This window comes from Nitrospirota bacterium, from assembly GCA_016180645.1.
Lineage (GTDB): Bacteria > JACPQY01 > JACPQY01 > JACPQY01 > JACPQY01 > JACPAV01.
Genome location: JACPAV010000007.1, coordinates 162154 through 187009 on the forward strand (window position 1 = coordinate 162154; position 24856 = coordinate 187009).

General features: G+C 58.3%; 22 protein-coding genes. 6 read left to right on the forward strand and 16 right to left on the reverse strand.

Features of this window, described 5'->3' with window-relative positions; all coding sequences use genetic code 11:
* Positions 1 to 76 precede the first annotated feature (76 nt).
* The 4 genes from HYT87_06485 to HYT87_06500 all read left to right on the forward strand — a co-directional run bounded on the left by HYT87_06485 (position 77) and on the right by HYT87_06500 (position 5884).
* Positions 77 to 2170 (forward strand): thioredoxin domain-containing protein, encoded by a 2094-nt coding sequence (locus HYT87_06485; GenBank protein ID MBI2059403.1) that lies wholly within the window; start codon positions 77 to 79, stop codon positions 2168 to 2170.
* Positions 2167 to 3879, forward strand: coding sequence for an acyl--CoA ligase (locus tag HYT87_06490; protein ID MBI2059404.1), 1713 nt, complete (start codon positions 2167 to 2169; stop codon positions 3877 to 3879). Before HYT87_06485 ends, HYT87_06490 begins: the two co-directional genes overlap by 4 nt.
* Entirely contained in the window at positions 3876 to 5177 is a 1302-nt protein-coding gene (locus HYT87_06495; protein MBI2059405.1) for an AarF/ABC1/UbiB kinase family protein, read from the forward strand. Before HYT87_06490 ends, HYT87_06495 begins: the two co-directional genes overlap by 4 nt.
* A 170-nt stretch (positions 5178 to 5347) precedes the next feature.
* Complete coding sequence (locus HYT87_06500) at positions 5348 to 5884, forward strand: shikimate kinase (GenBank protein MBI2059406.1); 537 nt, start codon at positions 5348 to 5350, stop codon at positions 5882 to 5884.
* 40 nt (positions 5885 to 5924) lie between these two features.
* Here HYT87_06500 and HYT87_06505 read toward each other — a convergent pair whose 3' ends face one another.
* The 14 genes from HYT87_06505 to HYT87_06570 all read right to left on the reverse strand — a co-directional run bounded on the left by HYT87_06505 (position 5925) and on the right by HYT87_06570 (position 20965).
* Entirely contained in the window at positions 5925 to 7394 is a 1470-nt protein-coding gene (locus tag HYT87_06505; protein MBI2059407.1) for an SAM-dependent DNA methyltransferase, read from the reverse strand.
* Positions 7395 to 7425: 31 nt separating this feature from the next.
* Complete coding sequence (locus tag HYT87_06510; GenBank protein MBI2059408.1) at positions 7426 to 8430, reverse strand: Fic family protein; 1005 nt, start codon at positions 8428 to 8430, stop codon at positions 7426 to 7428.
* 174 nt (positions 8431 to 8604) lie between these two features.
* Positions 8605 to 9225, reverse strand: a complete 621-nt coding sequence (locus HYT87_06515) for a DUF4276 family protein (protein ID MBI2059409.1) — start codon at positions 9223 to 9225, stop codon at positions 8605 to 8607.
* 5 nt (positions 9226 to 9230) lie between these two features.
* Positions 9231 to 10451, reverse strand: coding sequence for an AAA family ATPase (locus tag HYT87_06520; GenBank protein ID MBI2059410.1), 1221 nt, complete (start codon positions 10449 to 10451; stop codon positions 9231 to 9233).
* 148 nt (positions 10452 to 10599) lie between these two features.
* Positions 10600 to 10770, reverse strand: coding sequence for a hypothetical protein (locus tag HYT87_06525; GenBank protein ID MBI2059411.1), 171 nt, complete (start codon positions 10768 to 10770; stop codon positions 10600 to 10602).
* A gap of 90 nt (positions 10771 to 10860) precedes the next feature.
* A complete protein-coding gene (locus tag HYT87_06530; GenBank protein ID MBI2059412.1) occupies positions 10861 to 11607 on the reverse strand; it encodes a DUF1828 domain-containing protein in 747 nt (248 codons plus the stop codon).
* Positions 11608 to 11624: 17 nt separating this feature from the next.
* A complete protein-coding gene (locus HYT87_06535) occupies positions 11625 to 12095 on the reverse strand; it encodes a hypothetical protein (protein MBI2059413.1) in 471 nt (156 codons plus the stop codon).
* Positions 12096 to 12195: 100 nt separating this feature from the next.
* A complete protein-coding gene (locus HYT87_06540; GenBank protein ID MBI2059414.1) occupies positions 12196 to 12366 on the reverse strand; it encodes a hypothetical protein in 171 nt (56 codons plus the stop codon).
* Positions 12363 to 13523, reverse strand: a complete 1161-nt coding sequence (tcmP, locus tag HYT87_06545; GenBank protein ID MBI2059415.1) for a three-Cys-motif partner protein TcmP — start codon at positions 13521 to 13523, stop codon at positions 12363 to 12365. The genes HYT87_06540 and tcmP overlap by 4 nt, the downstream gene beginning before the upstream one ends.
* Complete coding sequence (locus HYT87_06550) at positions 13520 to 14329, reverse strand: phage Gp37/Gp68 family protein (protein ID MBI2059416.1); 810 nt, start codon at positions 14327 to 14329, stop codon at positions 13520 to 13522. Before HYT87_06550 ends, tcmP begins: the two co-directional genes overlap by 4 nt.
* Positions 14322 to 15725 (reverse strand): restriction endonuclease subunit S, encoded by a 1404-nt coding sequence (locus HYT87_06555; GenBank protein MBI2059417.1) that lies wholly within the window; start codon positions 15723 to 15725, stop codon positions 14322 to 14324. The genes HYT87_06550 and HYT87_06555 overlap by 8 nt, the downstream gene beginning before the upstream one ends.
* 361 nt (positions 15726 to 16086) lie before the next feature.
* Positions 16087 to 17148, reverse strand: a complete 1062-nt coding sequence (locus tag HYT87_06560; GenBank protein ID MBI2059418.1) for a Fic family protein — start codon at positions 17146 to 17148, stop codon at positions 16087 to 16089.
* On the reverse strand, positions 17145 to 19904 hold the full coding sequence (locus HYT87_06565; protein ID MBI2059419.1) for a DEAD/DEAH box helicase family protein: 2760 nt from the start codon (positions 19902 to 19904) through the stop codon (positions 17145 to 17147). Before HYT87_06565 ends, HYT87_06560 begins: the two co-directional genes overlap by 4 nt.
* Before the next feature lie 137 nt (positions 19905 to 20041).
* Complete coding sequence (locus tag HYT87_06570) at positions 20042 to 20965, reverse strand: hypothetical protein (GenBank protein ID MBI2059420.1); 924 nt, start codon at positions 20963 to 20965, stop codon at positions 20042 to 20044.
* Between the two features lie 37 nt (positions 20966 to 21002).
* Here HYT87_06570 and HYT87_06575 point away from each other — a divergent pair, with 37 nt between their 5' ends.
* A complete protein-coding gene (locus tag HYT87_06575) occupies positions 21003 to 21254 on the forward strand; it encodes a hypothetical protein (GenBank protein MBI2059421.1) in 252 nt (83 codons plus the stop codon).
* Positions 21255 to 21534: 280 nt separating this feature from the next.
* On the opposite strand, the gene HYT87_06580 is transcribed toward HYT87_06575, so the two are convergent.
* Together HYT87_06580 and HYT87_06585 are read right to left on the reverse strand one after the other, a co-directional pair.
* Entirely contained in the window at positions 21535 to 22944 is a 1410-nt protein-coding gene (locus HYT87_06580; protein MBI2059422.1) for a M48 family metalloprotease, read from the reverse strand.
* A 79-nt stretch (positions 22945 to 23023) separates the two neighbouring features.
* Positions 23024 to 23698 (reverse strand): endonuclease III domain-containing protein, encoded by a 675-nt coding sequence (locus tag HYT87_06585; GenBank protein ID MBI2059423.1) that lies wholly within the window; start codon positions 23696 to 23698, stop codon positions 23024 to 23026.
* An 18-nt stretch (positions 23699 to 23716) separates the two neighbouring features.
* Here HYT87_06585 and queA point away from each other — a divergent pair, with 18 nt between their 5' ends.
* A complete protein-coding gene (gene queA, locus HYT87_06590; protein MBI2059424.1) occupies positions 23717 to 24847 on the forward strand; it encodes a tRNA preQ1(34) S-adenosylmethionine ribosyltransferase-isomerase QueA in 1131 nt (376 codons plus the stop codon).
* Positions 24848 to 24856: the final 9 nt, after the last annotated feature.

Genomic DNA, 24856 nt, shown 5'->3' on the forward strand with positions numbered 1-24856 from the left:
GAATGGATGAGAGATGTGGACTGCGCGAGTCCTTCAATTTTACTTTACTGGAGGGGGGCGCTATCGTGAATTCGGTATGACCGCACCGGCCAATCGCCTGATTCATGAATCGAGTCCCTACCTCCTCCAGCACGCCCACAACCCGGTGGATTGGTACCCGTGGGGCGACGAAGCCTTCCGCACTGCACGCGAACAGAACAAGCCGATCTTTCTCTCGATCGGCTACAGCGCATGCCATTGGTGCCACGTCATGGAGCACGAATCGTTTGAGAGCGAGGACGTCGCCCGTGTGATGAACGAACTCTTCGTGAACATCAAAGTGGACCGCGAGGAGCGGCCCGATGTGGACGAGGTGTACATGAACGCCGTTCAGCTCATGACGGGGCATGGGGGCTGGCCGATGAGCCTGTTTCTTACGCCGGAACTGGAGCCCTTTTTTGGCGGCACCTATTTCCCCCCGGAGGATCGCCATCCGATGCCGGGATTCAAACGCGTGCTAGTGGCGGCCGCGCATGCGTATCGCGACAACCCATCGGGCGTGAAGGAAACGATCCGCCAATTGCGTGAGCAACTCACCTCCATGGGGCAGGCCCAGGATAAGAACGCCGTGGTCGGCGAGCCGGCGTTGTACGAGGCGGGCCGCCAGATCCTGGCGCAGCACGACGACCGGTACGGCGGCTTCGGGCGAGCGCCCAAATTTCCGCATCCCGATGCCCTGACGTTCCTGCTTCGACTGTTCCATGCGACCGGTGAAAAGCGGTTCCTCGATTCCACCCTCCACACCCTCAAGATGATGGCCTCGGGGGGGATCTACGACCAGTTGGGGGGCGGGTTCCATCGGTACTCCACCGACGAACACTGGCTGGTGCCGCACTTCGAGAAGATGTTGTACGACAACGCGCTTCTTCCAAGAGTCTACCTCGCCGCCTGGCAGATAACGGGCGAAGGCACTTTCCGTCGAGTCGCGGAAGAGACACTCGAATACCTCTTGCGGGAGATGAGGCATCCCGAGGGAGGATTTTTCTCGACGCAGGATGCGGACAGCGAAGGGGAAGAGGGAAAATACTTTGTTTGGAGCGTTGCCGAGATTCAACGGCTCATGGGGCCCGAGAAGTCCGCCCTATTCTGCCGTTTCTACGGAGCCACGGACGTGGGAAATTTCGAAGGGGGGAATATCCTCCACAGGTTACTGACGGAGGAACAGCTTGCCAAGCTTCACGGGGCTTCCGAGGATGTGGTGAGGGAGGTTTTGATGGAGGGACGCCGGGTCCTTCTCCAAGAGCGGACCCATCGAGTCCCGCCTGGACGCGACGAGAAAATAATTCTCTCATGGAACGGCCTCATGCTTTCGCTTCTGGCCGACGGGGCGCGGGTCCTTGGTGATCCCCGGTGGCGGGAGGCCGCGAAGGCGCTCGTGCGATTCGTTCATGAGCGCCTGCGATCGGGAGGCGACTACTTCCACACGACCAAGGATGGCGAAGCGAAGCTACCCGCCTTCTTGGATGATCATGCAACCTGGGCGGAGGGGCTGATCGATCTGTACGAAGCGACTCTCGACTCCTCGTACCTGGAAGAAGCCCAGGAGGTGGCCGAATCGGTGCTCATTCGGTTTCTTGATCGCCAAGACGGAGGTTTTTTCACCAGTGCGGTGGAGCACGCCACACCCCTCCTGCGAACGAAGCCGATGTACGATGGAGCCGTCCCTTCCGGGAATGCTGTTATGGCGGGCGTGTTGCTTCGTCTTCATCACTATTTCGGGAATCCCGCCTATCTTTCCGAGGCCGAACGGACATTGAGCCTCCTCGCGCCGGGCGCCCACCGATATCCGCTCGGGCACGGTCGATCGCTTTGCAGCATGGATTTCCACATTCGGAAGCCCTGCGAGATCCATCTGGTGGCGGACGGAAAGGATGCCGGCCTTGCGCCCCTTCTCAGGGTGATCCGCCAGGGATTCCTCCCCAACCTGACGCTTCGGGTGGTGACGGGCTCAGTCGGGTCGGACGCTCCGGAGGCCATACGGGGCAAGAAGGCCATCGACGGGAAGGCCACGGCGTATGTCTGCCACGGATTCACCTGCTCCCCGCCCGCTACCTCTCCGGAGCAGCTCGCGGACCTGCTGGCGCCGTCATACTTGCGTTCGACCGGAGCCGATGCGAATATGACGCGATGAGTCAACTCAGGGCTTGGCACCGTGCGCCGGGTGCAGAGCCGCGCACCGCTCCATTTTTCAAGAAACTCAACGCCTTCATCCTTCGCGACGGAGAATTCAGCCTCTCCACCTTCGTGGATCTCGTGGCGGACGTGTATGGGGAGCGGACGGTCCTATTTCTGGAAGGACCATCGGCCTGTTTTTCGGCCAAGACGCTGTCCTACAACGAGGCGCGGAGATTCGTGGAGCGCGCAGCGGGGGCCTTGGCCGGGCGCGGCGTGAAGAAAGGCGACCGTGTGGTCCTCTTCATGGGCAACTCCGTCGAACTGGGGCTCCTGGCCTTCGCCGTCATGCGCCTGGGCGCTGTGGTCATCCCCGTCAACGCTCAGTATCGAAGCGCTGAAGTGGATTACATCATCACACACAGTCGGGCCGGCACCGTGATTACGGATGCGACCACCCGCTCAAGCGTCTCGCCCGGTGCGCCCGGTTTGACCGCCGTCCGGAATTGGCTGGACCTTGATCCGAAGGCGCCTTCGCCGTTCGAATCTCTCTCCTCACTCCTGGCCGCGGCCGCTCCGGCGCCCCCCGCACCCCTCGCGGACGATGATCCCGTGGGCATTTTCTACACATCCGGCACGACGGGGCATCCCAAAGGGGCGGTGCTGACCAACAAGGGCTTCATGTTCCACATCCGCCGGAGCCTCCGGATGGGTACGCTGATTCCGAAGCGCAACATCCATGCGATCCTCCATGCCCTTCCGCTCACCCACATCATGGGATTCTTGGTCTTCATGGCCTTTTTCTGCTCGGGCAGTCCGATAGTGTTCCTGGGTGGATTTGAAGCCGGAAAGGCGATCGAGGCGATCGAGCGATACGGGATCACCCTGTTCGTCGGCGTCCCCGCGATGTACGGGATGATCCTTCAGGAAAAAATCCCCAACGGCGCTCTCCAAACCATGCGGGTCATGGTCTCGGCGGCGGATGTTCTCCCACCGGAGTGGGCCGAGCGGATTCGCCAACTGGCCTCCCGACCTTTCCTCGGACTGTTCCGCAAGAGGCCGATCTTCGCCGAGTTCTACGGTCAGGTGGAGACGACCGGTGTCACGTGCGCCAAGTTGAGCCTTCCGTTCGTAAAGTACGATGCGGGATGCGTCGGCCGGCGGATGCCGGGGGTCGAGGTCAAGATCATCGGGGCGGACGGGAAGGAAGTGAGGAAAGGCGAAGTGGGAGAGGTCGTCGTGAAGGGCGACAATGTGCTCCAAGGCTATTGGGGCTCGGCGGAGCAAAAAGATGTGTTCACGGCGGACGGATGGTTCCGAACGGGCGATCTGGCGAAGAAGGGAAGTCTTGGGTTTTTCTATTTTGTGGATCGGGAAAAAGACATGATCAAGAGCGGAGGCTATTCGATCTTCACGCGCGAGGTGGAGGAGTTGCTCATGAGTCACCCTCAGATCCTGGAGGCGAGCGTTTTCGGGATTCCCCATGCGGTTAAGAAAGAAATCCCGGTGGCTGCCGTGAGGCTCAAGCCCGGCGAATCCGTCGCGGGAGAAGAGATTGTCGAATGGGCGAAGCAGCATATCGCGCCGTACAAGTCTCCGCGGAAGGTGGTTGTCGTCGATGATTTTCCCAGGGGATCGACGCAGAAAATTCTGAAGAAGGAACTGAAACGTCTGTATGCGCACCTGGGTGAGGCGCTGCGGGAAGAGGCGGCGGCAAAGGCGTCGTGACGGACAGCTATCTCGCCACCCATCCGCGCCTTCGCCTCCTGACCGTGGCCGGCGTCCTCGTCCGGATGTATGCCCGGACGTGGGGAATCCGGCCGCTCAAGCCCGCTCTCGGGCGCGACCGCTATTGGGAGGTCAAGAAAGGCGTGGCGCGGCGCAACGGACGGATGCTGTACAAAAACATCCTTCGACTCAAGGGACTGTTCATCAAGGTGGGACAGTTTTTATCGGTGAGAGTCGATCTGCTGCCCAAGGCCTATACACGCGAACTGACCAAGTTGCAGGATCAAGTGCCGGCGGCGGACTACGCGCAGATCCGCCGACGCGTTGAGGCCGAATTGAAGCAGCCCATCGAGAAGGCCTTCAGGGAGTTCCGGCCCGTTCCCATCGCCGCCGCCTCGCTGGGGCAGGTGCATGAAGCCTGGCTGCACGATGGGACGCGCGTGGCCGTCAAGGTGCAGTACCCGGGCATCGAGGATGTGGTGAACTGCGACCTCGAAATCCTCCGACTGATCATGAAATGGTACGCCATGTTCCGGAGGGAATTTCAGAGTACATTCCTCCTCGAGGAATTTCGTCAGCATGTTTCGCGGGAACTGGACTATGTACAGGAGGGGAAGAGCGCGGAGCGCGTGGCGCGGAATTTCGGAGACGACTCGCGCGTGGTGGTGCCCAAGGTCATCTGGTCCCACACGACCCTGAAGGTTCTCACGCTGGAGTTCATCGAGGGGATCAAGATTACGGACAGGGATCGGATCCTGGCGGCCGGATACGAAATGGCCGATATTTCAAAGCTCCTGATGGACTGCTACTTCCGCCAGATCTTCCGCGATGGATTCTTTCACGCCGACGCCCATCCCGGCAACCTTTTCATCGTGCCGGGGCCGAAACTCGCACTTCTGGATTTCGGCCTCTCGAAAGAAATGGACCCCAAGTTCCTGCCGAATTTCATCGGGTTGGCCGCCGCCATCTACGGGAAGGATCCGAAACAGGCGTCGGAATGCTTCCGTGAACTGGGGCTGCGGGTCCTGAATCAGAAAGAAGATACCTTTCTGGAATTCTCGGAGTTCATCATCAAGAACATGGATGACGTGATTTACAAGAACCCCAAAAAAATCGACTACCAGAGCATCATGGATCAGGTGCTGGAGATGGTTCGGACGCATCCCGTAGTGAACATCCCGAGTGATTTCGTACTTCTCGGACGACTCCTGGGCCAGCTCTCCGGCATCGGGCGCCAGCTTGGGGTGAGCGTGAACATGCAGGAAGTCCTCCTCCCTCATCTGGCCGGCGCGCGGTAACCGCAGTACCATGTTGCTGAAGTCTTTGAGCAGATATGGAATCCGTTTCCAGTGTTGGCAACATGGTACATACGCCCCGCCGCCATGCAGAGTGTCGAAATGAGAGCGGGGCTACCGTACCGCGCGCCAGCGTGTAATTGCTCAATCAACTCCTCAACGCGGTACTAGACTTGGCAACCCTGATCGGCGTCGGCTCCAACGTAATCTTCACCGGTTTCATGGGGGCCGGGAAGACCACTGTGGGAGGCATCGTGGCCGCGCGGTTGGGGCGGGCTTTCCACGACGTTGACGTCCTCATCGAAAAGGATTCCGGGATGAGTATCAACGACATTTTCGACCGACGGGGCGAGGCTTTTTTCCGGGACGAGGAAACCCGCATGCTCACCCGGTTGGAATCAGCGGAGCAGGCCGTGATGGCCACGGGAGGCGGGATCGTCCTGCGCGAGGAAAACTGGGCGATCATGAGGCGGATGGGAAAAGTGGTGTCCTTGCTCGCGTCGGCCGACGTGCTCTATGAGCGCGTGAAAGACCTTGCCCATCGGCCCCTCTTGAAAGTGGTCCACCCCAAGGATGAATTGGTCCGGTTGCTCGGCCTCCGGGCGCCGCTCTATCGGAAGGCGGATCTGTTGATCGATACGGATCGGCGCACCCCCGAGGATGTGGCCGCCACCGTGCTGCGCGAACTGGGTCTTCTGCCGAAATCCTGAAAACGAAATCTTTATTTAGGCGTGCGGGAGATCGAACCCCTCATGACGATGGGACGTCTTCTTCAATCGCTCGGAACTGCCCCAATGCGGATTCGAGGTCATCGGCGATCTCGGCAGCGATGACGCCCGGGGAGGGAAGATTCGCCCACTCTTCGAGAGATTCGTCCTTCAGCCAGAAGATGTCGAGGTTGGCCTTGTCCCGCTTGATGAGTTCGTCGTAGGAGAAGGACTTGAACCGTTCGCTCTCCTTGCGTTGGTGACGGTTCTTCGGGTTGAAGCAGCGAACGAAATCGTTCAAGTCCTCGCGTTTGAGCGGGTTCTCCTTGAGCGTGAAGTGCATGTTCGTCCGGAGATCGTGGATCCAGAGCTTTTGCGTCCAGGGCTTTTCGCCGGCAGGTTTTCGGTCGAAGAACAGGACGTTCGCCTTCACGCCTTGCGCGTAGAAAACCCCGGTGGGCAGACGCAGCAGGGTGTGAACGTCCGCCTGATGAAGGAGCTTCCGGCGAATCGTTTCCCCGGCGCCGCCTTCGAAGAGGACGTTGTCGGGGACAACAATCGCCGCCCTGCCGTGCTGTTGGAGCAAGGTGAACACGTGCTGGAGGAAATTGAGCTGTTTGTTGCTCGTTGTCGCCCAGAAATCGTCCCGATGGATGGTCAGGCTTTCGCGCTCGGCGCGCCCCTCGTCGTTCACAATGGTTACGCTGCTCTTTTTCCCGAAGGGCGGATTCGTTAGGACCATTTCGTAGTGGCGTCCGCCCTGGTCCGCCAGGGCATCCCGGACATCGATGGGAACCTTGTCCGCGCCATTCCCGCCGATGCCGTGAAGGAGCAGGTTCATGCAACAGAGCCGGGCGACGCCGTCAACCAGTTCAAGGCCGTAAAGCGTCCCGCTCTTGAGGCGTTTCTTCTGTTCGCGGTCCAACGTGTGGTGCTTGGCGATGTAGTCGTGGGCGGCGAGGAGGAACCCGCCCGTTCCGCACGCGGGGTCGCAGACGGTCATGCCCGGTTCAGGCCGCATCACCTCCACGAGGGCGGCGATGAGCGGACGCGGCGTGAAGTACTGGCCGGCGCCGCCTTTCACGTCCTCGGCGTTTTTCTGGAGCAGGCCCTCGTAGGCGTCGCCCTTCACGTCGGCGGATAGGGACGACCAATTTTCCTTGTCAATCAGGTCCACGATGAGTCGCCTGAGTTTTGCGGGGTCCTGAATCTTGTTCTGGGCCTTTCGGAAAACGAGTCCGAGCATGCCCTTTTCTTTTCCGAGCGATTCCAAGACGCGCCGGTAATGCGTTTCGAGTTCTTCGCCGTCGCGGGCCAATAGACTCGGCCAGTCGGAACCTTTCGGAACGGGTGAGGGCTTGTTGAGCGGAGGTCGCGTCTGCTCGTCCGCCATCTTGAGGAAGAGAAGGAACGTCAGTTGCTCGACGTAATCGCCGTACGACAGCCCATCATCCCGAAGGATGTTGCAATAGTTCCAGAGCTTCTGGACGAGTTGTTGGGAATGTTCGGCCATATCTACAGTGGTCCCAGACATCTGTTCGGATTCATGCCAGCGTGTATCGTCCGGATTTTCTTGTTCCGCTGCGTTCTACCAGCTTCGCATCAATAAGCGGCGTAAGCAGATCCAGTGCCCCTTGTTTCGAGATCTTCAAGGCTTTCCAGATTTCAGCGGGCCTCATACCGCCACGGTCGCGAAGCAATTCGAGCAACTGTTCCTGTTTCGGTCTGAGCAGGAGCTTCTCTCCATGACATCCGGTAGACCATTCCCGGATTCGGCCCCAAACGTTTTCCAAGGTCACATGGACACCCTCGGCGGTATATTCGAGCCAGCTCGTCAGATTGCCGTCTGCCCGCTTGGGCTCGTCCAGGGCTTCGTAATATCGGTGCCGGTCGTTCCAATAGAACTCATCAACCGAGAAAATATGCTGCGTGTCGAAGCCTCGTCGGTACAGTTCCCACAAAGCCAGAATTCGGCCGGTCCGTCCGTTTCCATCGGCGAACGGGTGTATGTCCTCGAATCGGTGATGGACGACGGCCGATGTGATGACCGGCGACCACCGGAGCGAACGATCGTTCCACCACGCCAATAGTTCAGACATCAGGCCGGAGACTTGCAAGGGAGGCGGGGGCATGTGCTTCCCCACCCTGACTTGAATGTCCCGATACCGGCCTGCTTCCCCTTGTTGCATGACCCCCGTTGAGATAAGGCGGTGGATTTCCAGAACATGCCCGTGAGTCACCACCTTCACGGAAGAATTCTTTTCAACGTATCGTAGGGCCGCCAGATGGTTCAAAACCTCGCGTTTTGACCGGGGCGTGGCGTCCGGCAGCGATTTGCCTTCAGCCAGTGCGCGCACTTTCTCCAACGTCAGTGGGTTTCCTTCGATTGCCGTGGACGAGTGGGCCGTTCGGGTTCGGCTGTCCCTTTGAAGTTTCGGGACCCATGGCGCCTGGAGGGTGGACATGAGGATTTTCTCGCGCAGGGCCGCGATCTTCTCGATCCACTCGACGAGGAGGCCGGTTACCTGAAAGAGGGGTTCGTATGCCACCCCGTCACACTACAGATAAGTCCAGTATTAGTCAAGTATGAGTCAACCGTCAAGGGTCCGGGTGTGTCCAGACCCGGCACCTGCCCGAGGATGCGGCGTGCAAGTTGGACTGGCGGAGGCGGGAGGCGCGAGAGAGGTCGGAGGCGACGAGTTTTTCGATCTCCTCGACCGCGCTCAGGCGGCGCATTGAGAAGTGGGCCCCGTCCTCAGACTCTCCAGCATCTTCCTGATCTCGCGATAGCATTTGTCGAAGGAATCGGAATTGCGGGCCGTGGCCATGTCGAACACGGCGGCTAATGCCGGCTGATCATCCGTTTCAGAATAGCTCTCGCCGCTCGACATATGCGCACTTAACCAACCCTTTGCATCGCGGATGCCCTCCGGATCTGGAGGAGTCGTGATCCTTGTTGCCAGGTTACGCTTGCCGCACAATGATCCCACCGCCGCAATGAACCACGCTTCGAATTCCCTTTTTGCCAGGATTACGGAAATGAGTGTGTCGCCCCGGGCGCGCCGCGCGCGTTCCAGAAGAATCGGCCCTTCCCTCGCTGGGCAGCAACCATTCCAATCACAGTCAAGAATTACGAGGATTCCACCTCGCCCCCGGAGCTTCCTGGCGGCAAGCTCGACCGAGCGCTCGACTTCTCCAGCCTTGATGAGGCGTGAGGCGGGCACCCGAAGGGGAGGCAGGACATGAGGGACGAAGCCGGCATCTATCTCCTGCGCGATTCGGCGCACAAGAATCGGAACGGCCTCGATTTCCCCGTGGCCCTCCACAATTGCCGCAATTCTCACTTCCATCATGCTTTCAGATCGGCAAAGAGATCCAATTGCGAAGGGACGATCTTGTCTAGAGCTTCCTCATCCGGTTCCAATTGGTTGAGTCGCATGAGTTCGCCGGCGCTGTACAGACGATCTCTGATGGCTGACCTACCGGCGTCGTCGAGCGGTCCGATCTTGGTTTCTCCATTCCGATTGATTACAGCCAGGATGTTATGGTCCGCGATTTCCTTATCGTCCAACAGATCGGGGCTGTGACTGGTTACCGCCGTCTGAGTGGTTCTCGATGCAGCGCGCAATCCATCCCGCAATACGCCGGCCGCGCCGGGGTGCACCGCAGCTTCCGGCTCTTCGATGCCCACGAACAGAACTTTCTTTCGGCCGCCATCGGATGACTGAAATAGTGCGGTCAAGACGCCAAGAGCGCGCAGGGTGCCGTCGGACATGTTCTCAGCCATGAACCGCCAAGGATCCCGGCTGGTTCCCACGAGCTGGCGAAATTCCAGCGTTTCCTTCTTGCCGATATGTTTGACGTCTATGCCTTGGATGCCCGGTACCACCTTGGAGAGCAAACCTACGATGCGAGCATGCAGATCCTTGTTTTCCCTTTCCAGTACCCCTAACACGCTCGCCAGATTACTCCCGTCACGCTTGAGGACGCTTCCGGGATCGGGGGGCTGTAAGTCGCGGATTTCGTCTGGGTTCAGATTATAGAATCCCATGTGGGACAGCGCATCATAGATTGGCCTGAAGGATGGCAAACCCGCCGCTGCCACCAGGTACAAACGATCACATGCCGCGGGGGGTGTTACGTCCATGCTGGACTGCTTCACACTACCGTCGATCACTTTGTAAAAGTTCGCGGGCAGGCGGCCCTTGTCACGAACATGGCATTCTTCCTGCTGGACCTCGAATCCCCCCTTTTTCTGAGCACCGACACGAAAGGCATAGAATCCCTCGCTTTGATCCGGCAACCGCCAATCCACGCGGATGCCGAAATGGGTTGGATGCCCCGATGACCGCCGCCGAACCTCATTGATCCCGCCACGGTCTCGCAGGGCGTGCTCCAGAGATGAATTGATGGAATCGGAAACCAGCCGTAGAGCGTCGAGAAAGTTGCTCTTGCCTGCGCCGTTTTGTCCGACGAGGAAGGTCAACGGACCCAATGCGACAGAGCACTCCTTGATGCTCTTATAATTGTTCAGTACCACCCTGTTCAGAAAAATAGAATCAGGCACCATCACCTCCCGGTTCGCCAGAGTACCGAAATTCGTTTCATAGTGTATAGACGCTTATACTGCACTCGGTGATTCTTTCAAACGTCGGGTGCCCATCACCGGGGATTTCGGATACCAAAGCATTCGTGGCGGGTAGGGATCTCACCGGTTCCTACCACAGATCGCCGGAGAAGGCGGCGTGCAGGATGGACTGGCGGAGGCGGGAGGCGCGGGAGAGATTGGCGGCGACGAGCTTCTCCAATTTTCCGACTGCGCTCAGCCGGCGCTCAGCCTCGGCGACGATGCGGTCGTATTCATCCGATGATGATGGTAGGCCCCTCATCCCGCAAGATATTGCAATAATTGCCAGAGCTTCTGGACGAGTTGTTGCGGACTGTTCACGTCCCACCAATCAACGAGACGCCCCCCTTTCTCAAGAAGAAAGGTGGCCTAGCGCTTGGTCTTTCTGGGACCAATAGAGTGGTTGAACTTCGTAATTTCGCAGGACGTTCAAATACTCTTCATTCGGAGGGTTCACCGGATCGTTGATTATGGTAAACGCCTGCAAAGGTTCTGGCCTGATAAGTTTAACATCGGCGACCGCGAACGCGAACAAGGTCGATTGTTCCCTCGTGAGGTTGTTAATGGCTTGGAGGACTCTCTCCGGACACTTGCTCGATTTTGGAAGGGCGAAATCGAACTTGTGATCAATGCCACCTTTTCCGGCCAGCTTGAAGTCTCTGAAGACGGATACCCCCCGCTCGCTGAGGAAATGCGCCACGTCTTCCTTGAAAAAAGACACGACGTGTTCTTGGCCCATGACGAATAGGTCGCCGATGGCCAGGATTGCTTGAATCAGATTGTGCTTCTTCTGCGGAAAATCGTGTTCACCACTCGTGACAACGATATCATCGTTCTCCCGGCGAACGCCAAATCCGTTCAGAATTGCCGTAAGATGAGCGTTCCGTTTTTCGGTGGAAAACTCAAGCCCCGATGCTCTGAGATCGCCTAAAGTCTCCCCGTCGTCGGTGAGAAGAAGCATTCCGTTCCTCTTTTCTACAAATATCTCAATGGCATCATTGAATCTGTCGAGAAACGGCGTGGTGATACGGCAAGCCTCCCCCACCTTGGTGGCAGAAAACTCCTCTCTCAGCCATCGAAGGTATCGCTCAATCAGCACTTGGCAGTCATTCTTTGTCATGGCTGGAAGGTGGTTTGAAACTCGGGCCGGTTCAGAATTGCACAGAACGCAAGGAATTTATCGAACATCGCGAAGTCCGATCCGTCACCTCCAGATGGCCAAGACGGCAAGTCATGGAGTTCGTACGCCACGGCTACATCAAAGCCCTCACGATAGATGTGCAGATGGGTTCGATCTATCCTGATACCGGGTTTGTAAGGCGCATTGGGAGGGTTCTTGTGCGGTCTTGCCTTGAGGCAAAGCCGGGCCAGAACAATGACAACTCGTCCCCGCGTTTGATAGTGCACCTTGAACTGATCGCGCTTGCTGCGGTCATAATTCAAGATGAACACCTCTCTCTGATCCGTGGAACGCAGAGACCTCTCGTATTTCATCGGCGTGCTGGGGGAGAACTCTATGAGAGTCCTTTCCAGGAACTCCTTGGGAAGAGCCAGCAAGAAATCAGCTTCAGACTGAGTCAGCGGCATTCGTGCCTGATCATTTCTGCATCCTTAACAAAGACGCTCATCACGACGTCTCTGCCGGAGGGGATGCCCATTTGTTTCAGAGTATACTTTCTCCGGCTGATTAGACAACTTCCCCATCGACCTCACGCGGAAGCAGATTTCCGGAAAATGCCGCGTGGAGAATGGACTGGCGGAGGCGGGAGGCGCGGAGGAGGTTGGCGGCGACGGTCTTTTCAAGTTCTTCAACCGCGCTCAAGCGACGTTCGACCTCGACGATGATGCGATCAATCAAGTCCAGATGAGAATATGTTTCTTGCCCCGAGCAGGTACTCTCTGCCGTTCCCGCAGTCCCTCGATGTTCAGGTGCCCTGCTTTCTGCCATTCCTCAAGCCACATTTTCAGATCGGACCCCCATGTCATCGGTTCGGACAACGCGAGCAGCCATGCCTCGTCGTAGGGCAAACGGCGCCGTTTCTCCAGGACCCCTAACAAGAGGCGACGCGACTTCTCCAGGTACCGCTCCCTCAATCGGTTGTAGTAGCTGGGGTCGTGCATCTCCTTGCTGTTGAATAGTTCGGATTGACCTGCCTTCGATATGCGCCGCCGTTGCTGAGCATCGGCGCGGGCCTTCTCCTGGACCTGCATGGCTTTCTTCTCGACATCCTTGAACACCTCGACGCCCTTCACATTCCGGGTTGCATAGATGAGGTGATAGTGGGTTTGGTCCTTTTGCGGATCAAGTACGATTGCCGTACAGGTGTGGTTGAACCCGCCCGTCCGCTTTACATTGAGAGCGTATTCGCCCACCGCCGCATCGTCTCGATCCTGTCCGGACAATGTTGCAATTGTCTCGCGGAAATCTTCCGAGCCGAACATCTTCCTGAAGCTTTCTTTTGTCTCGTACTGTGGCGAATCAATGAATCGCCTTATGGCGCTGGTCATGAAATTGATCAGTACTTCCCCCGGCCGACATTGAAGGAGGGGGGCAATCGTATCGAGCTCGAACCCCGCCCAGCCGGACGGGTCAATCAGAATGAACGGAAAAGAGTTTTGGCCGCCACGCCGGACGAAATCGAGAATTTCTGGGATGGATTGTTCCAGGGCGGCATTTCGGGTCTCGATCGTCGCATAGTCGATGGTTCTTGCGAATTCGTCGAGCCTCGAATACGCCGTTGGGTCCGCTTCCAAGAAGAAACAGCGGATCGAGACATCCTTCCCACGTTGGGTGTGCGCGTCGCGAGCCTTTCGTAATTCATTCAATGCAGTCGCAAAAGAGCTGTCCGCAAACTTGTTCGAGCGGACGTTCCAAGGACCGGAAAAACAATCCACATAAGTGATCGTGTTGCACCAGGAACCGATGATGTGCGCGAAACGCTCCAGGTATTTCTGGAGAACAAAATGTTTTACGAATGTTTGTTCGCGCCCAGCATACAATTCATCATTGCTCATCCACTTGCCCACCTTCGAGCTTCAGCTTCAATCTCCCGCATGGCCTGAAGTCGTTCTTCTTCCACCGGCGATCGCACCGGCGGACGTGTGGGGAATTCGTCATAGGTTTTCCCATCCAGTCTGCGACCGGCCTCGCTCTTGCGCACGCCGCCCCATTGCTTGAAAAAGAGGGGGATTCCCGCCGCTCGACACTGGCGTCGAATCTTCCGCACCCACTCTGCTTTCATCGGCCTGGCGCCCGAACCGCTTTCACCGCCGACAATCACCCAGCCAATACCGCGCAGATTGATTCTTCCCAGATCTTCCAAGAGGGGCTCGATTGAAAGGAATCGCATTTGAGCGGGCGCGGTTCGCAGGTGGTCTACGCGTGGCAGTCCACGTTTTCGGTTTTCGACGCTCGCGCCCCACCAGATATGCTCTTGCCGACCCGCTCCGCGCAACTTTGAGCGCAGCATCGTCACCATTCGTGCAGTGCGCTTGGTAAGAACCTGAAATGTGTGCCAATTGGCCCGAACCATGACTTGTGCGACGGCGGCAATGTAATCGTCCGGGATGTCCTCGTGGAAGAGGTCGCTCATCGAATTGACGAAAATCATCCGGGGGGTGCTCCAGCGTAGTGGATCGAAAAGCTTCTCAGGGACCAGGCGAAGCTCGAACCCATCCTCAAAGGGATGGCCGGGTACGCCGCGAAACCGCTCGGCGAAGGTCTCGGCATAGCAATGGGCGCAACCCGGACTGATCTTGGTGCACCCGCGAACCGGATTCCATGTTGCATCTGTCCACTCAATCTTGGAGTGATCAGCCACGAGAAAGCCCTCCTGAAAACGCTTGGTGAAGGATCGACTGGCGGAGGCGGGAGGCGCGGGAGAGATTGGCGGCGACGAGGTTCTCCAGTTCTTCGACCGCGCTCAACCGGCGCTCGACCTCGGCGACGATGCGGTGTTGCTCGGGGAGGGGCGGAATGGGAACACAGTCAACTCGTAAATCCTCCAGATGTATATGCTGGAGTCCCGAACCTTTCGGAACCATTTGTGCTTGGACTTGCGGTGAGGACAGAGAAATGCCCAGGAAGTCGTTCATTTCGTAAAGGACAGGCTTAACCAACGCGACTGAAACGAAAATGCTGAATTCAGTGTCAGTCTTCACCACCCTGACCACACCGAGCGTGCCGTCTTTAGAAATCAGGATGTCTCCCTGCTCAGGGTTCGCTCGTTTGATGAACTCCTCATGATCTTTTTGCGTCACATGATTCAGCTTTTTGAAGTCGACACCGGGGCCTGCTGTCAGATTACGTACAGTAACGAACGGCACACCGCTTGAAACGTAATTGGGCTTCTTGTGAACGCCATCGACAACTTTTGTTGATAACGAGTCAACCGAAGCCCATGTCCAGCCCTTGGGAAGCGGCGGGAGGTTGGAGGTGTCGGGGGGCTTGGGTTCCGTGTAAGCTTTCAGCGGTCGGCCGTCAGCTCTCAGCTTTTTTCCCGACGCTTCACGGCGGGCGGTGAGGATGCGTTCGAGGAGTTGGGCGCCGGATTCGAAGGGGCGGCCTTCCTTCCGGGCGAGTTCGGCCTCCGTTGGGACGAGTTTCCCTTCGCAGGCGGCTTTGAGCACGGCGGCTCGGTAACGCTTCAGATTCTCCTGCACGCGCTTGAGCGCGGCCACCCCCGCGTCCAGCCGCGTGAACTGCTTCTCGATCTCCGCGACGATTTGAACCTGTTCATTCGCGGGAGCAAGTGGGAAAGTGATTTTGCCAAGCGTTTGCCCGTTGACGTTTGGCTGTCCGATCCCGCGTTTGCCCGTTTCAATTTGCGTCCAGTAGTCTGGACTTTGAAAGTAAGCATAGAGATAACGAGGTGAGACTTCAGGTGATAGGCGGACACGGATCAGATACGAGGCAAATACAGAAGGAGGACATTCTCCAATAAGGTAACTTTTCCCGGTCGTCGCGCCGGTCCGCGCAAATACTATGTCACCGGGCAAGAGTCGGTATTTCTGAAAATCTGTTTTCGAGATGCTGCAAGATGGAACTGAAGACCAGATTACTTTTCCATCTTGAATATCGGTGATGCGAAGAAAACGCGGCCCGTCCCTTCCCTGGATTGCTGATGCAGTGTACCCATATTGAACGAGGGGAGCCACATCCTTGACACGAACACGTTTCCACAAACGTGAGGTGACTCGGGAACGATCAGATCTCATTCCGCCAACGCCTCGTTGAAATCGAGCGTAGAGGTCATACCCTCACTATTACCCTTATTTGAGGGCATTACCCTTTTTCGCAGACACACGCCTGCCTGAACCGGCTGTTCGCGGCCCAAACTGAATAGGATCACGAATACGGGCCGTGATCCTATTAATCGCTCCCGGATCAGATTCGTTCCCATTTGGCATCCCGTCCTTTTCCCAGGCACCGAATCCTTCTTGCGCGCCGCGCCTCAGCCAAGTCTCGTTACCTCTTCACGCGGCGAGCGCCTCGTTGAGTTCATCCAGCAGCTTCGGAAAAGACTCGCCGAAGGACGGGCGGGTCTTTCCGAAGCATTCCACGATATTACCCTTATTATTACCCTCTTTTAAGGGTAATACCTCTTCTCGTCCAACGGGTGCCGGGACCCCGACCAAGGCACGCCACCCCGCCGCTCTTCTGAAGGGCGCGAAGCACGTGCCGAATCATGTCCCGGCTCACGCCCGGGCAGGCCCGCTCAAGATCGGTGAGGCTGAAATCCGTGTCGAATCCCCGAATGGCGTCCTCGATAAGGGCCGTCTTTGCTCCCCGAGGCGCCTTGATGTTCCCCACGCGTTCCTCGAATTCTTTGTAGGCGGTCTTGAGGGTGTAGAGGAGATAATTTGCGAACGGCCAGGGGTCGTGCTTGCCCTCATGCCAACCATGCGAACTTTGTTCAAGGGTCTCGTAGTAGCGGTCCTTGTTCTGCTCGATGAGGCGCTCCAGGCTGATGTAACGACCCACCTCGTAGCCCAGATGGTAGCACTGAAGCAGGAGGAGAAGTCTTGAAACGCGGCCGTTGCCATCGCGGAAGGGATGAATGCAGAGAAAATCGAGATTGAAGGCGGCCAGGACGATCAGGGGATGAACCGCACGGTCTCGCATGGCCGAGCCCCAAGCGTTCACAAGGTCGCGTGTGGAGGCCGGAGTCTTGCCGGCGGGAACCGTCTTGAATCGGACGCGGATACGCCCGCCCGGGTACTTTTCGATGATGTCGCTGTCCTTTTCCTTGTATTTTCCGGCGTCCCATATTCTTCCCCTGGCCAAACGGTGAAGCTCCCGCACGGCCTTCTCCGTCACCGGCAGCCTCGATCCCTTCTCATGGATGAGTTTGAGCGCCTCCCGGTAGCCGTGGACTTCCTCCTCGTTGCGATCCCGGAGGACGGGCCTGCCGAGCACCAAAGTGCGGATTCGCTTCTGATCGACGACAACGCCCTCGATCCGGTTCGAGGAGATCGCGCTTTCGATCAAGGCGTGTTCGCGCAGTACCTTGAGACGCTGAGGAGACTGGCGGGTGAAGAGCTCCTGCCTTCCGCGCGATTCGCCGAGTTCGGCGAGGTACCATGCCGTGGCCGTCGGAACGGAATCCATGCCTTTGGCCAGCAGGCGAAACGTCATCATGCCGCCAACGCCTCGTTGAGTTCATCCAGCAGCTTTGGAAACAACTCGCCGAAAAGCTGATGGGCCTTACCCAAGCCTCCGCGCTGACTGAAGGGAGAGTAGTCGAAGTCTTGTGCCTCGATGCTGAGGCTCGTGGAGATATGATCTCTGATGAATTCGAGCCACGCAAGCTGCTCGGCGTTGAACAACGTCCCCTTCGACGATTTTGACTCCAGCCACGTCTTGAATCGGGTGTGGACGCTCTCGGCAAACGGTTGAAGGATAGGTTGGTGGGCCAAAGAGAAATGAACCAATGATACAAGGTCGGCGAACCGGCCCGTTTGCGAACGTCCCCGCACTTTCGTCGGCTCGACGGAAGCAAACGCATCCCATAGACGATCCTCCGTCCACGCCGCGTGATTTTCCCGGAGTTTCCGTTCCAAATCCTTCAACATGGCCTCCGTCAACCGGTGGCGATAGGGCCGCGAATAGAGGATCTGAAGCGCCTCGATCTCGGACTTGTGCTGCTCGATGTATTCGCGAAATGACGCTGTGGTCTTCCGAGCGTTAAGATCAGACTGGGGCGTGCCGCCCGCAAAGAGTACGCGGTCCCGTGAAATCACGTCGATCACTTGGTCCGCCGTCCGATGCACTTTGATCAAGAGTTGCCGCAGATCCGGATTCCCCGCGAGCGGCGCGGCAGCCGCCTGCGCAAGGCCGTCGGCGGCAGTTTTCAGGGCGGCGGCCGTCGGCTCCTTGTAGCCCGGCGTACTTCCAGCCGCAGCCTCTGCGATTTTGTCCGGATTCACGGCATCCAGGAGCCTGCCGGCGATCTCGGACAGGGTCTTCCCTTTCGCGGTCGCCGTCACTTCATCGGCGAGGTGTTCATCAAGCCGCTTTTCCAGTCGGATGAGACGGCCGGCCAGACTTTCGAGAGAGTCCGCATCCCGTGCCCCGAGGGCAACGGCATCCAGGAGCTTCTCGAATAAAACATTCGGCTTTTTCTCGAATGGACGAGAATCGGTCTTGTCGCGTTCACAGACCCCGACGGCGTCCACGATCACGAACCGCGATTTTCTCTTGATTCCGGGGTTGACCTGTTCCATTTCGGTCTGGGAAATGACGCGCACGCCCCGGCCCTTCATCTGCTCGAAAAAACTGCGGGATTTCACGGAGCGCATGAAAAAGACGATTTCCAACGGCTTGATGTCGGTTCCCGTCGCGATCATATCGACGGTGACGGCAATGCGAGGAAAGTAGCTGTTCCGGAACGTCTTGATGAGGGTTTTCGGGCTTACGCCGGTGGTGCGATAGGTGATCTTCTGGCAAAAGTCATTCCCCTTGTCAAAGACTTCGCGGCAGATGCGGACGATGTCCTCCGCGTGGGAGTCGTCCTTCGCGTAGATCAACGTCTTGGGCACATCCTCCCGGCCCCGAAAGATGTCCGTGAACAACTTTTCCTTGAAGGTTTTCAGCACCGTGCGGATTTGGTCCTCGGCGACCACGTCCCGGTCGAGTTGTCCGGCCTCGTAGCTCAGATCTTCATCGAGCAGCTCCCACCGTTTCTTTCGCGTCAGTCGGTCGCGCTTGTCGACGTAGAATCCGGCGTCGATTTTCGATCCCGCGTCCGTGATGTGCGTCCGGATTTGGTAGACGTCGTAGGGCACGTTTACGCCATCCGTTACCGCCTGCTCATGACCGTATTCCATCACAAGATTTTGTTTGAAGAATCCGAATGTCTGTTTCGAGGGCGTGGCCGTAAGTCCGATGATCTTGGCGTCGAAATACTCCAAGACCTGCCGCCAAAGGTGGTAAATCGAGCGATGGCATTCGTCCGTGATGATGAAATCGAACGTCTCGATGGGGAATTTCGGGTTGTATTCGACGGGGACGGGCTCCTTGAATACGGATTCCGCCGACTCGATGCCAAGTTCATCCAGATCGGGCGGCGGTTCCGACTCGCCCTTCAACATCGAATAGACCCGCTGGATGGTGCCGATGACCACGCGGGCCGGGGAGTCGAGGGTGTTGGAGGTCAAATGTTGAACGTTGTACTCCTCTGGGAACTTGTAATTGTTGACCGGGGAAACGAATTGCTGAAATTCTTTCAGGGTTTGTTCGCCCAGATTGCCCCGATCCACGAGGAAGAGAATGCGGCGCGCGCCGGCATACTTGATCAGGCGATAAACGAAATTGACCGCGGTGAAAGTCTTGCCTGAGCCGGTGGCCATTTGGATGAGAGCGCGGGGGCGGTTGGCGGCAAAGGATTCTTCCAGTTTCTTGATGGCGCGTATTTGGGCGGACCAAAGGCCCTTCTCGATCAGTTCGGGCATTTCGCGAAGGCGCTGGTTGAGCTGATTTCCTGCGTTCACCCATTCGAGCAGGGTCTCCGGTCGATGGAATGCAAACACAAGGCGGCTGCGCGGCTCCGGATCGAGTCCGTTGGTGAAGTAGGTTTCCGTCCCGGTGCTCTCGTAGGCGAATGGAAGCGGATCCCGCCACGCCTGCATGCCGGAGGGGACTCCCCTGATGTACTTCCCGGACTGTTCTTCGACCCCGCTGAGGGTGTGCCCTTCTTTCTTGGCCTCGACCGTTCCGATGGCCTTGCCGTCTACGAACAGGGTGTAGTCGGGCTCTCCCGTCTTCATGGAGAGGTTGCATAGCGCGACGCCCCTGGATGCGGCCAGGTTGGCGGCCGCTTTTTCCTGTACGACCCACCCACATTGATCCAATAAGCTATCGATGGTGGTTCGAGCTTTGTCTTCAGGAGTTCTCATCGTGGCCGGTATCCTCGCTGCCGAAGGTCATGTTTTTCCGTCAATGCGGATTCTATGGGAATCTTGGCAGGGGGACAAGTTGGCGCCCCGCTTGGGGAAGGAGGGGGAATCAGAGGAACGGGCAGGGTGAAGAGGAACTAGAAGGTTTTCAGGACGCGGTGGGTCTGCTTGCAGTGGGGCCCATATTTCATAAGCTGGTCAAACCACGTCAGATAGTCGAAGCCGATCGCAAAGTTCATGGAGCATCCGGTGTGGCCGTCCGGGTGGTCGTAGTGGAAAATCAGGTGGCCCAATTCGTGGGTCTGATACCACGCGGTCATCTCGAGGGCGCGTGGGTCATTCCCGGAGAATTTCCGTTCACGGAGGAAGTACTTCAGGTCTGAGAGCAGGGGAAAGCTGGACATGATGACCATGCCATCCAATTCCGTCTTGCTCCGGTATGTGACCCCCGTGGAAACCCCGCCGCGGAGGGAGGAGTGGAGCGCCGGGCTGTAGGTCTCGATGCTGGCGACGAGCTGGTTGGTCACGACGATATCGTATTCCTTCTGATTTCTCGCGAGCCATTCCCAATTCAGGAACTGTTCGTACGGGGCGCCGGTGAGCAAGGGCTTCCCATTGTCGAGCTTGACCTCCCGGAGCTCGCGGTACTTCGAAACGTGACAGCGGGCGAGTTGATCCGCCAGCTCCTCCTTCGTCGGTGCCGATTGGAGCGGCCCGCAGCCGGTGTAGGATCCAATGGAGCGTTTGATTTCCTCGATCGGCTCATCCTTCCAGATCTCCACGAAAGCTTTCCCCAAATCGGCGGGATCATCCTCCTCGGCGTTGAAGTAGTTGGACTTGTAAGGGTTCTGTTCCGCCACCGGATCGTAGTAGGTGTGGAAATAGGCGTCGATCGGAAGGCGGCCGCGATCGACGAAACGGATGTGGTAGTCCCACTCCTTCTTGAATGCCTCCTCCATGATCACCAGCATCTTGCGGTAGTCCGAAATGGAGATGCCGGGGATTTCGGGATTCGTCACGAAGACCGTTTGCAACACGGTGACCTTCGGCTCCTGCTTCATCGATGAAATCCAATTGCAGGAAGGCGCGAACAGGGCCATGAGCAGGCAAGCCCCTGCGACACGGGTCGCCCAGGGACGTTTCAACGACACGGACATCGGGAGCGGATGGCTTTCAGAATCGCTTGGGGATCGCATTCTTGGAATCCGGTTTGATCTTCTGGAGGAACATCTCGACCTGCCGACGGCCGTAGAGGGGGATAACGTACCGATCGTGCTTGGCGAAAACCTTTCCCGCCCGAAGTTGGAGTTTTCGAAGCAGGGCGCGAACGCCCTCGGCTTCCCGCCTTGAGGGCAGGGAGAGTCGGATTTCCCAGCCCGTGCGTTTACCGCCGAGTCGTTTGTCGACTTTTACGCGGATGTAGCCGTGGCGTTCGTAGATGCCACGAAGAGCCCGTCCGGAATCGGCCTTCTCCGTTGTTTCCTCCCTAGTTCCTAATACCTTTTACGGTCGCCAGCCAGATTATCTTGAACCTTGCGCATCTGTCAACGAGATTCGTGCGGAGTCCGGCATTGCGACCTGTCGGACGGGGGGGGGGTGGTCCCTGGGCGGTCGGGGGGGGGGAGGCGTCCTATTCCCTGAAGATTTCACGCATTTCGCGCTTGATCCGTTTGCCGTCCGGGCTGTCCTCGCCGAAGAACGAAATGGATTTCTTGAAGTGGACCAGCGCCTTCTCCGGGTCGTCGTTCGCGAGAAACGACAGGGCCAGATAGTAGTGGGCAGGGCCGAGCGATTCACGTTTTCCGTACAGGACGCCGAGCTGGTAGTTGGCCTCCGCGGAGCTCCGGCGTTGCTCCACCGCCCGTCGATAGAGGGCGATGGCCTCGTCGGCCTGTCCCTTCGTTTCAAGCGCCTTGGCGAGGGACAACGCGCTCAAGTAGTCGCTGGGGTAGGCTGCGGCCGATGCGCGGAATCTCTCGATCGCGGCGTCGGTTTGACCCATTTCGAAGTAGACGCGGCCGAGATCCCGCTCCACGTAGGGTTTGTTCCGGAACTCCGCCCCGAGCTGTTTGAACTGTTCGATGGCGTTCGCCGGGCGGCCGGCGGCAAAATAGGCCAGGGCGAGAAGGTATCGCGAGGTGTCATCCTTCTTCGTTTCGGCATCCTTCTCGTATGATGGGATCAGAGAGGCTCCGCCCGGGGAATACCGCACGCGGAGGAGGGTGCGGAATTTTTCGAAGGCGAGGTCGAAGGGCCGGGCCGGAGCCTCGCCCTCTTCAGGAGGGGCGGCGGCGGAGCGGATGCGTTCTTCTTCAAGGGGGTGGGTCAGGAGATAAGGGGGAAGTCCCGTGGGGCTGAGACGTGTAGCCAGCTTCATTTTCTCGAAGAGCGACTGCATCCCGCGCGTATCGCGCCCGCCTTTCCGCATGTATCGCATCCCCTCCGCGTCGGCCTCCCGCTCCTGCTGACGGCTGAAAGCGTACTTGGCTTGAGCATTGGCGCCGACGGCGCCGGCCATGATGCCCATGGCCGCTTTCGGATTGTCCGGCGCCAGGAACATGCTTCCAAGAATGGCCGCCATCATGCCGATATCAAGAAGGTTGTTCTTGGAGAAACTCTGGGACGCGTGGTGCTTGTTCACATGGGCGATTTCGTGTGAGAGGACGGAGGCCAGTTCGTCCGGCGTGTCGATAATGGTGAGCAGCCCGGTATTGACGTAGACGTACCCGCCGGGAACGGCGTAGGCGTTGATGTCGTCATCTTCCACGGCGGTGAACCGGTAGTGGAAGGGCTGAGGTTCGATCGGTTTGAGGAGGGACCCCCCGAATCCGTCGAGGTAATCCTGCACGTCCGGATCGCGCACGAGCTTGAGGTAGTCCCGGACTTGGCCGTTGAAGCGACGGCCGATCTCTTCCTCCTGCGAATTGGTGAGAGAGGAGGAGCGGCCACCGCCGGTTGCCCAGGCGTGGGCGATGGGAAGGCCCGAACAAGCGGACACGGAGCCCTGCAATACGAGGAGAAGCCATGCGATTCGAATCACGAAACCCCTGAAAACCATCGTACTCCCATCGGCAGAATGTGTCACTTGGGGCGCCTTGCCCAGAGACAAACGCGGGATTTCAATCGGCTTGCGAAAGGTCGAAGGGTCCCCCGCGAGGCAAAAGGGGCTGGAGGGGACAGGCTTCGCAGCGGGGTTTCTTCCGACAGAAGTGCTTCCCGATCATGACGACGAGGGCGTGATACTCGTTGAAAAACGCCGGATCGGATTCGATTCCGCTTGTGATCAGGGTCTGGACGGCATGGTAGTCCGCGTCTTTCTCCGCCCAACCGTGGCGATGGAAAATTCGCAGGGTGTAGGCGTCCACGACGAAAATGGGATGGCCCAAGGCATAGAGGAGGATACTGTCCGCTGTTTCCGGCCCGACCCCATGGACGCCGAGAAGTTCTTCGCGCAGTTCTGCCGTGGGCCGGCGCGCCATTTTCTTCCAATCGCCGCCGTATCGTTCGACGAAATAGCGCACGTAGCTGCGGAGTCTCCGGGCCTTCACACGGAAGTATCCCGCCGGACGAATCAAGGCTGCGAGCTTCGGGAGCGAAAGAGCCGCAATCCGCTCCGGTTTCAGCATGCGGGCTTCCTGAAGTCGGGCGATGGCTTTCTCCACGTTCCCCCAGTTCGTGTTCTGCGTGAGGACGGCCCCCACCATCACCTCGAACGGCGAGTTGGCGGGCCACCAGTGTTGCGGGCCGAGCCGTGAGAACATGAGACGAAAGATCCTACGTACCGGTACGGACATCCGTGAACGGTAGGACACGTGAACGCGGATCTCAAGTCTGCCCCGGACCTTCCCCCCTTTGCGCGGGAAGGTTACGATGAGACCATGTCTTGGATCGACGAATTCGACTACCACCTTCCTCGGGAACGGATCGCTCAGATTCCGGCGGAGAAGAGGGATCAGTCCCGGCTGCTGGTGCTCGATCCATCTGCCGGGTCCATCGACCACGATACGTTCGAGCGCCTGGATCGATATTTTTCCAATGGGGATCTGATGGTGATCAACGACTCCAAGGTCGCTCCCCTGAGGCTGCGGGGAAGGAAGCCCAGCGGGGGAGCGGTGGAATTGCTTCTCATCCGACCGGAGATATCGGACCGGCGCTGGTACGCCCTTGCGAAGCCTCTCGGACGCCTGCCGTTGGGTTCGCCCATCGTCCTCGATGGAGGGGGGTCTGCCGTTATTCGGGCGAGAGGGAGAAGACAGATCCTGATTGAGTTCGAGATCGACGGGTTGACCGTGGGTGAGTATCTTTCGCGCCATGGTGAAATGCCCGTTCCTCCCTATATTCGGAGAAAGGCGGGTGACCCCAGGCTGGCGGTGGATCGGGACCGATACCAGACGGTCTACGCGAAGGAGGAGGGATCCGTGGCGGCGCCGACGGCGGGGCTCCATCTCACGCCGGAGCTTCTGGATCGATTGCGGGCCGTCGGGGTGACTCTGGCGAGAGTGACTCTAAGTGTGGGCCCGGCCACCTTCATGTCCCTGGATGATCTGGAGGAAGATTCGGCCACCCTGCCGCCCGAAAACTATTCTATTTCTCCCGAGACCGCGGATCTGCTTTGTCGGGCCCGTCGGGACCGAAGAAGGGTGGTCGCCGTAGGGACCACGGTGACTCGCACGTTGGAGGACTGTTTTGGAAGAGAGGGTGAGATCCGATCCGGCCGATTCGCCGCCTCACTTTTTGTGAGACCGGGGCATCGATTTCGGATTGTCGACGGCCTGATCACGAACTTCCATCAACCGCGCACGGGGGTTCTGGCTTTGGCGTGCGCATTTGCGGGGACGGAATTTCTAAGAAAGGCATACGCGGAGGCGATTCGATTGAAGTACCGCTTTCTCTCGTATGGGGATTCGACTTTCATCCTCAGAGCCGCGGGTCGTACCGGTTAAGAATACGTC

Coding starts and splice junctions, on each gene's coding strand:
- HYT87_06485 (MBI2059403.1), top strand. CDS start 77: ATGACCGCACCGGCCAATCGCCTGATTCATGAATCGAGTCCCTACCTC.
- HYT87_06490 (MBI2059404.1), top strand. CDS start 2,167: ATGAGTCAACTCAGGGCTTGGCACCGTGCGCCGGGTGCAGAGCCGCGC.
- HYT87_06505 (MBI2059407.1), bottom strand. CDS start 7,394: ATGGCCGAACATTCCCAACAACTCGTCCAGAAGCTCTGGAACTATTGC.
- HYT87_06520 (MBI2059410.1), bottom strand. CDS start 10,451: ATGGTGCCTGATTCTATTTTTCTGAACAGGGTGGTACTGAACAATTAT.
- HYT87_06525 (MBI2059411.1), bottom strand. CDS start 10,770: ATGAGGGGCCTACCATCATCATCGGATGAATACGACCGCATCGTCGCC.
- HYT87_06535 (MBI2059413.1), bottom strand. CDS start 12,095: ATGCCGCTGACTCAGTCTGAAGCTGATTTCTTGCTGGCTCTTCCCAAG.
- tcmP (MBI2059415.1), bottom strand. CDS start 13,523: ATGAGCAATGATGAATTGTATGCTGGGCGCGAACAAACATTCGTAAAA.
- HYT87_06555 (MBI2059417.1), bottom strand. CDS start 15,725: ATGAGATCTGATCGTTCCCGAGTCACCTCACGTTTGTGGAAACGTGTT.
- HYT87_06560 (MBI2059418.1), bottom strand. CDS start 17,148: ATGATGACGTTTCGCCTGCTGGCCAAAGGCATGGATTCCGTTCCGACG.
- HYT87_06565 (MBI2059419.1), bottom strand. CDS start 19,904: ATGAGAACTCCTGAAGACAAAGCTCGAACCACCATCGATAGCTTATTG.
- HYT87_06570 (MBI2059420.1), bottom strand. CDS start 20,965: ATGAAGCAGGAGCCGAAGGTCACCGTGTTGCAAACGGTCTTCGTGACG.
- HYT87_06575 (MBI2059421.1), top strand. CDS start 21,003: ATGAGCAGGCAAGCCCCTGCGACACGGGTCGCCCAGGGACGTTTCAAC.
- HYT87_06585 (MBI2059423.1), bottom strand. CDS start 23,698: ATGTCCGTACCGGTACGTAGGATCTTTCGTCTCATGTTCTCACGGCTC.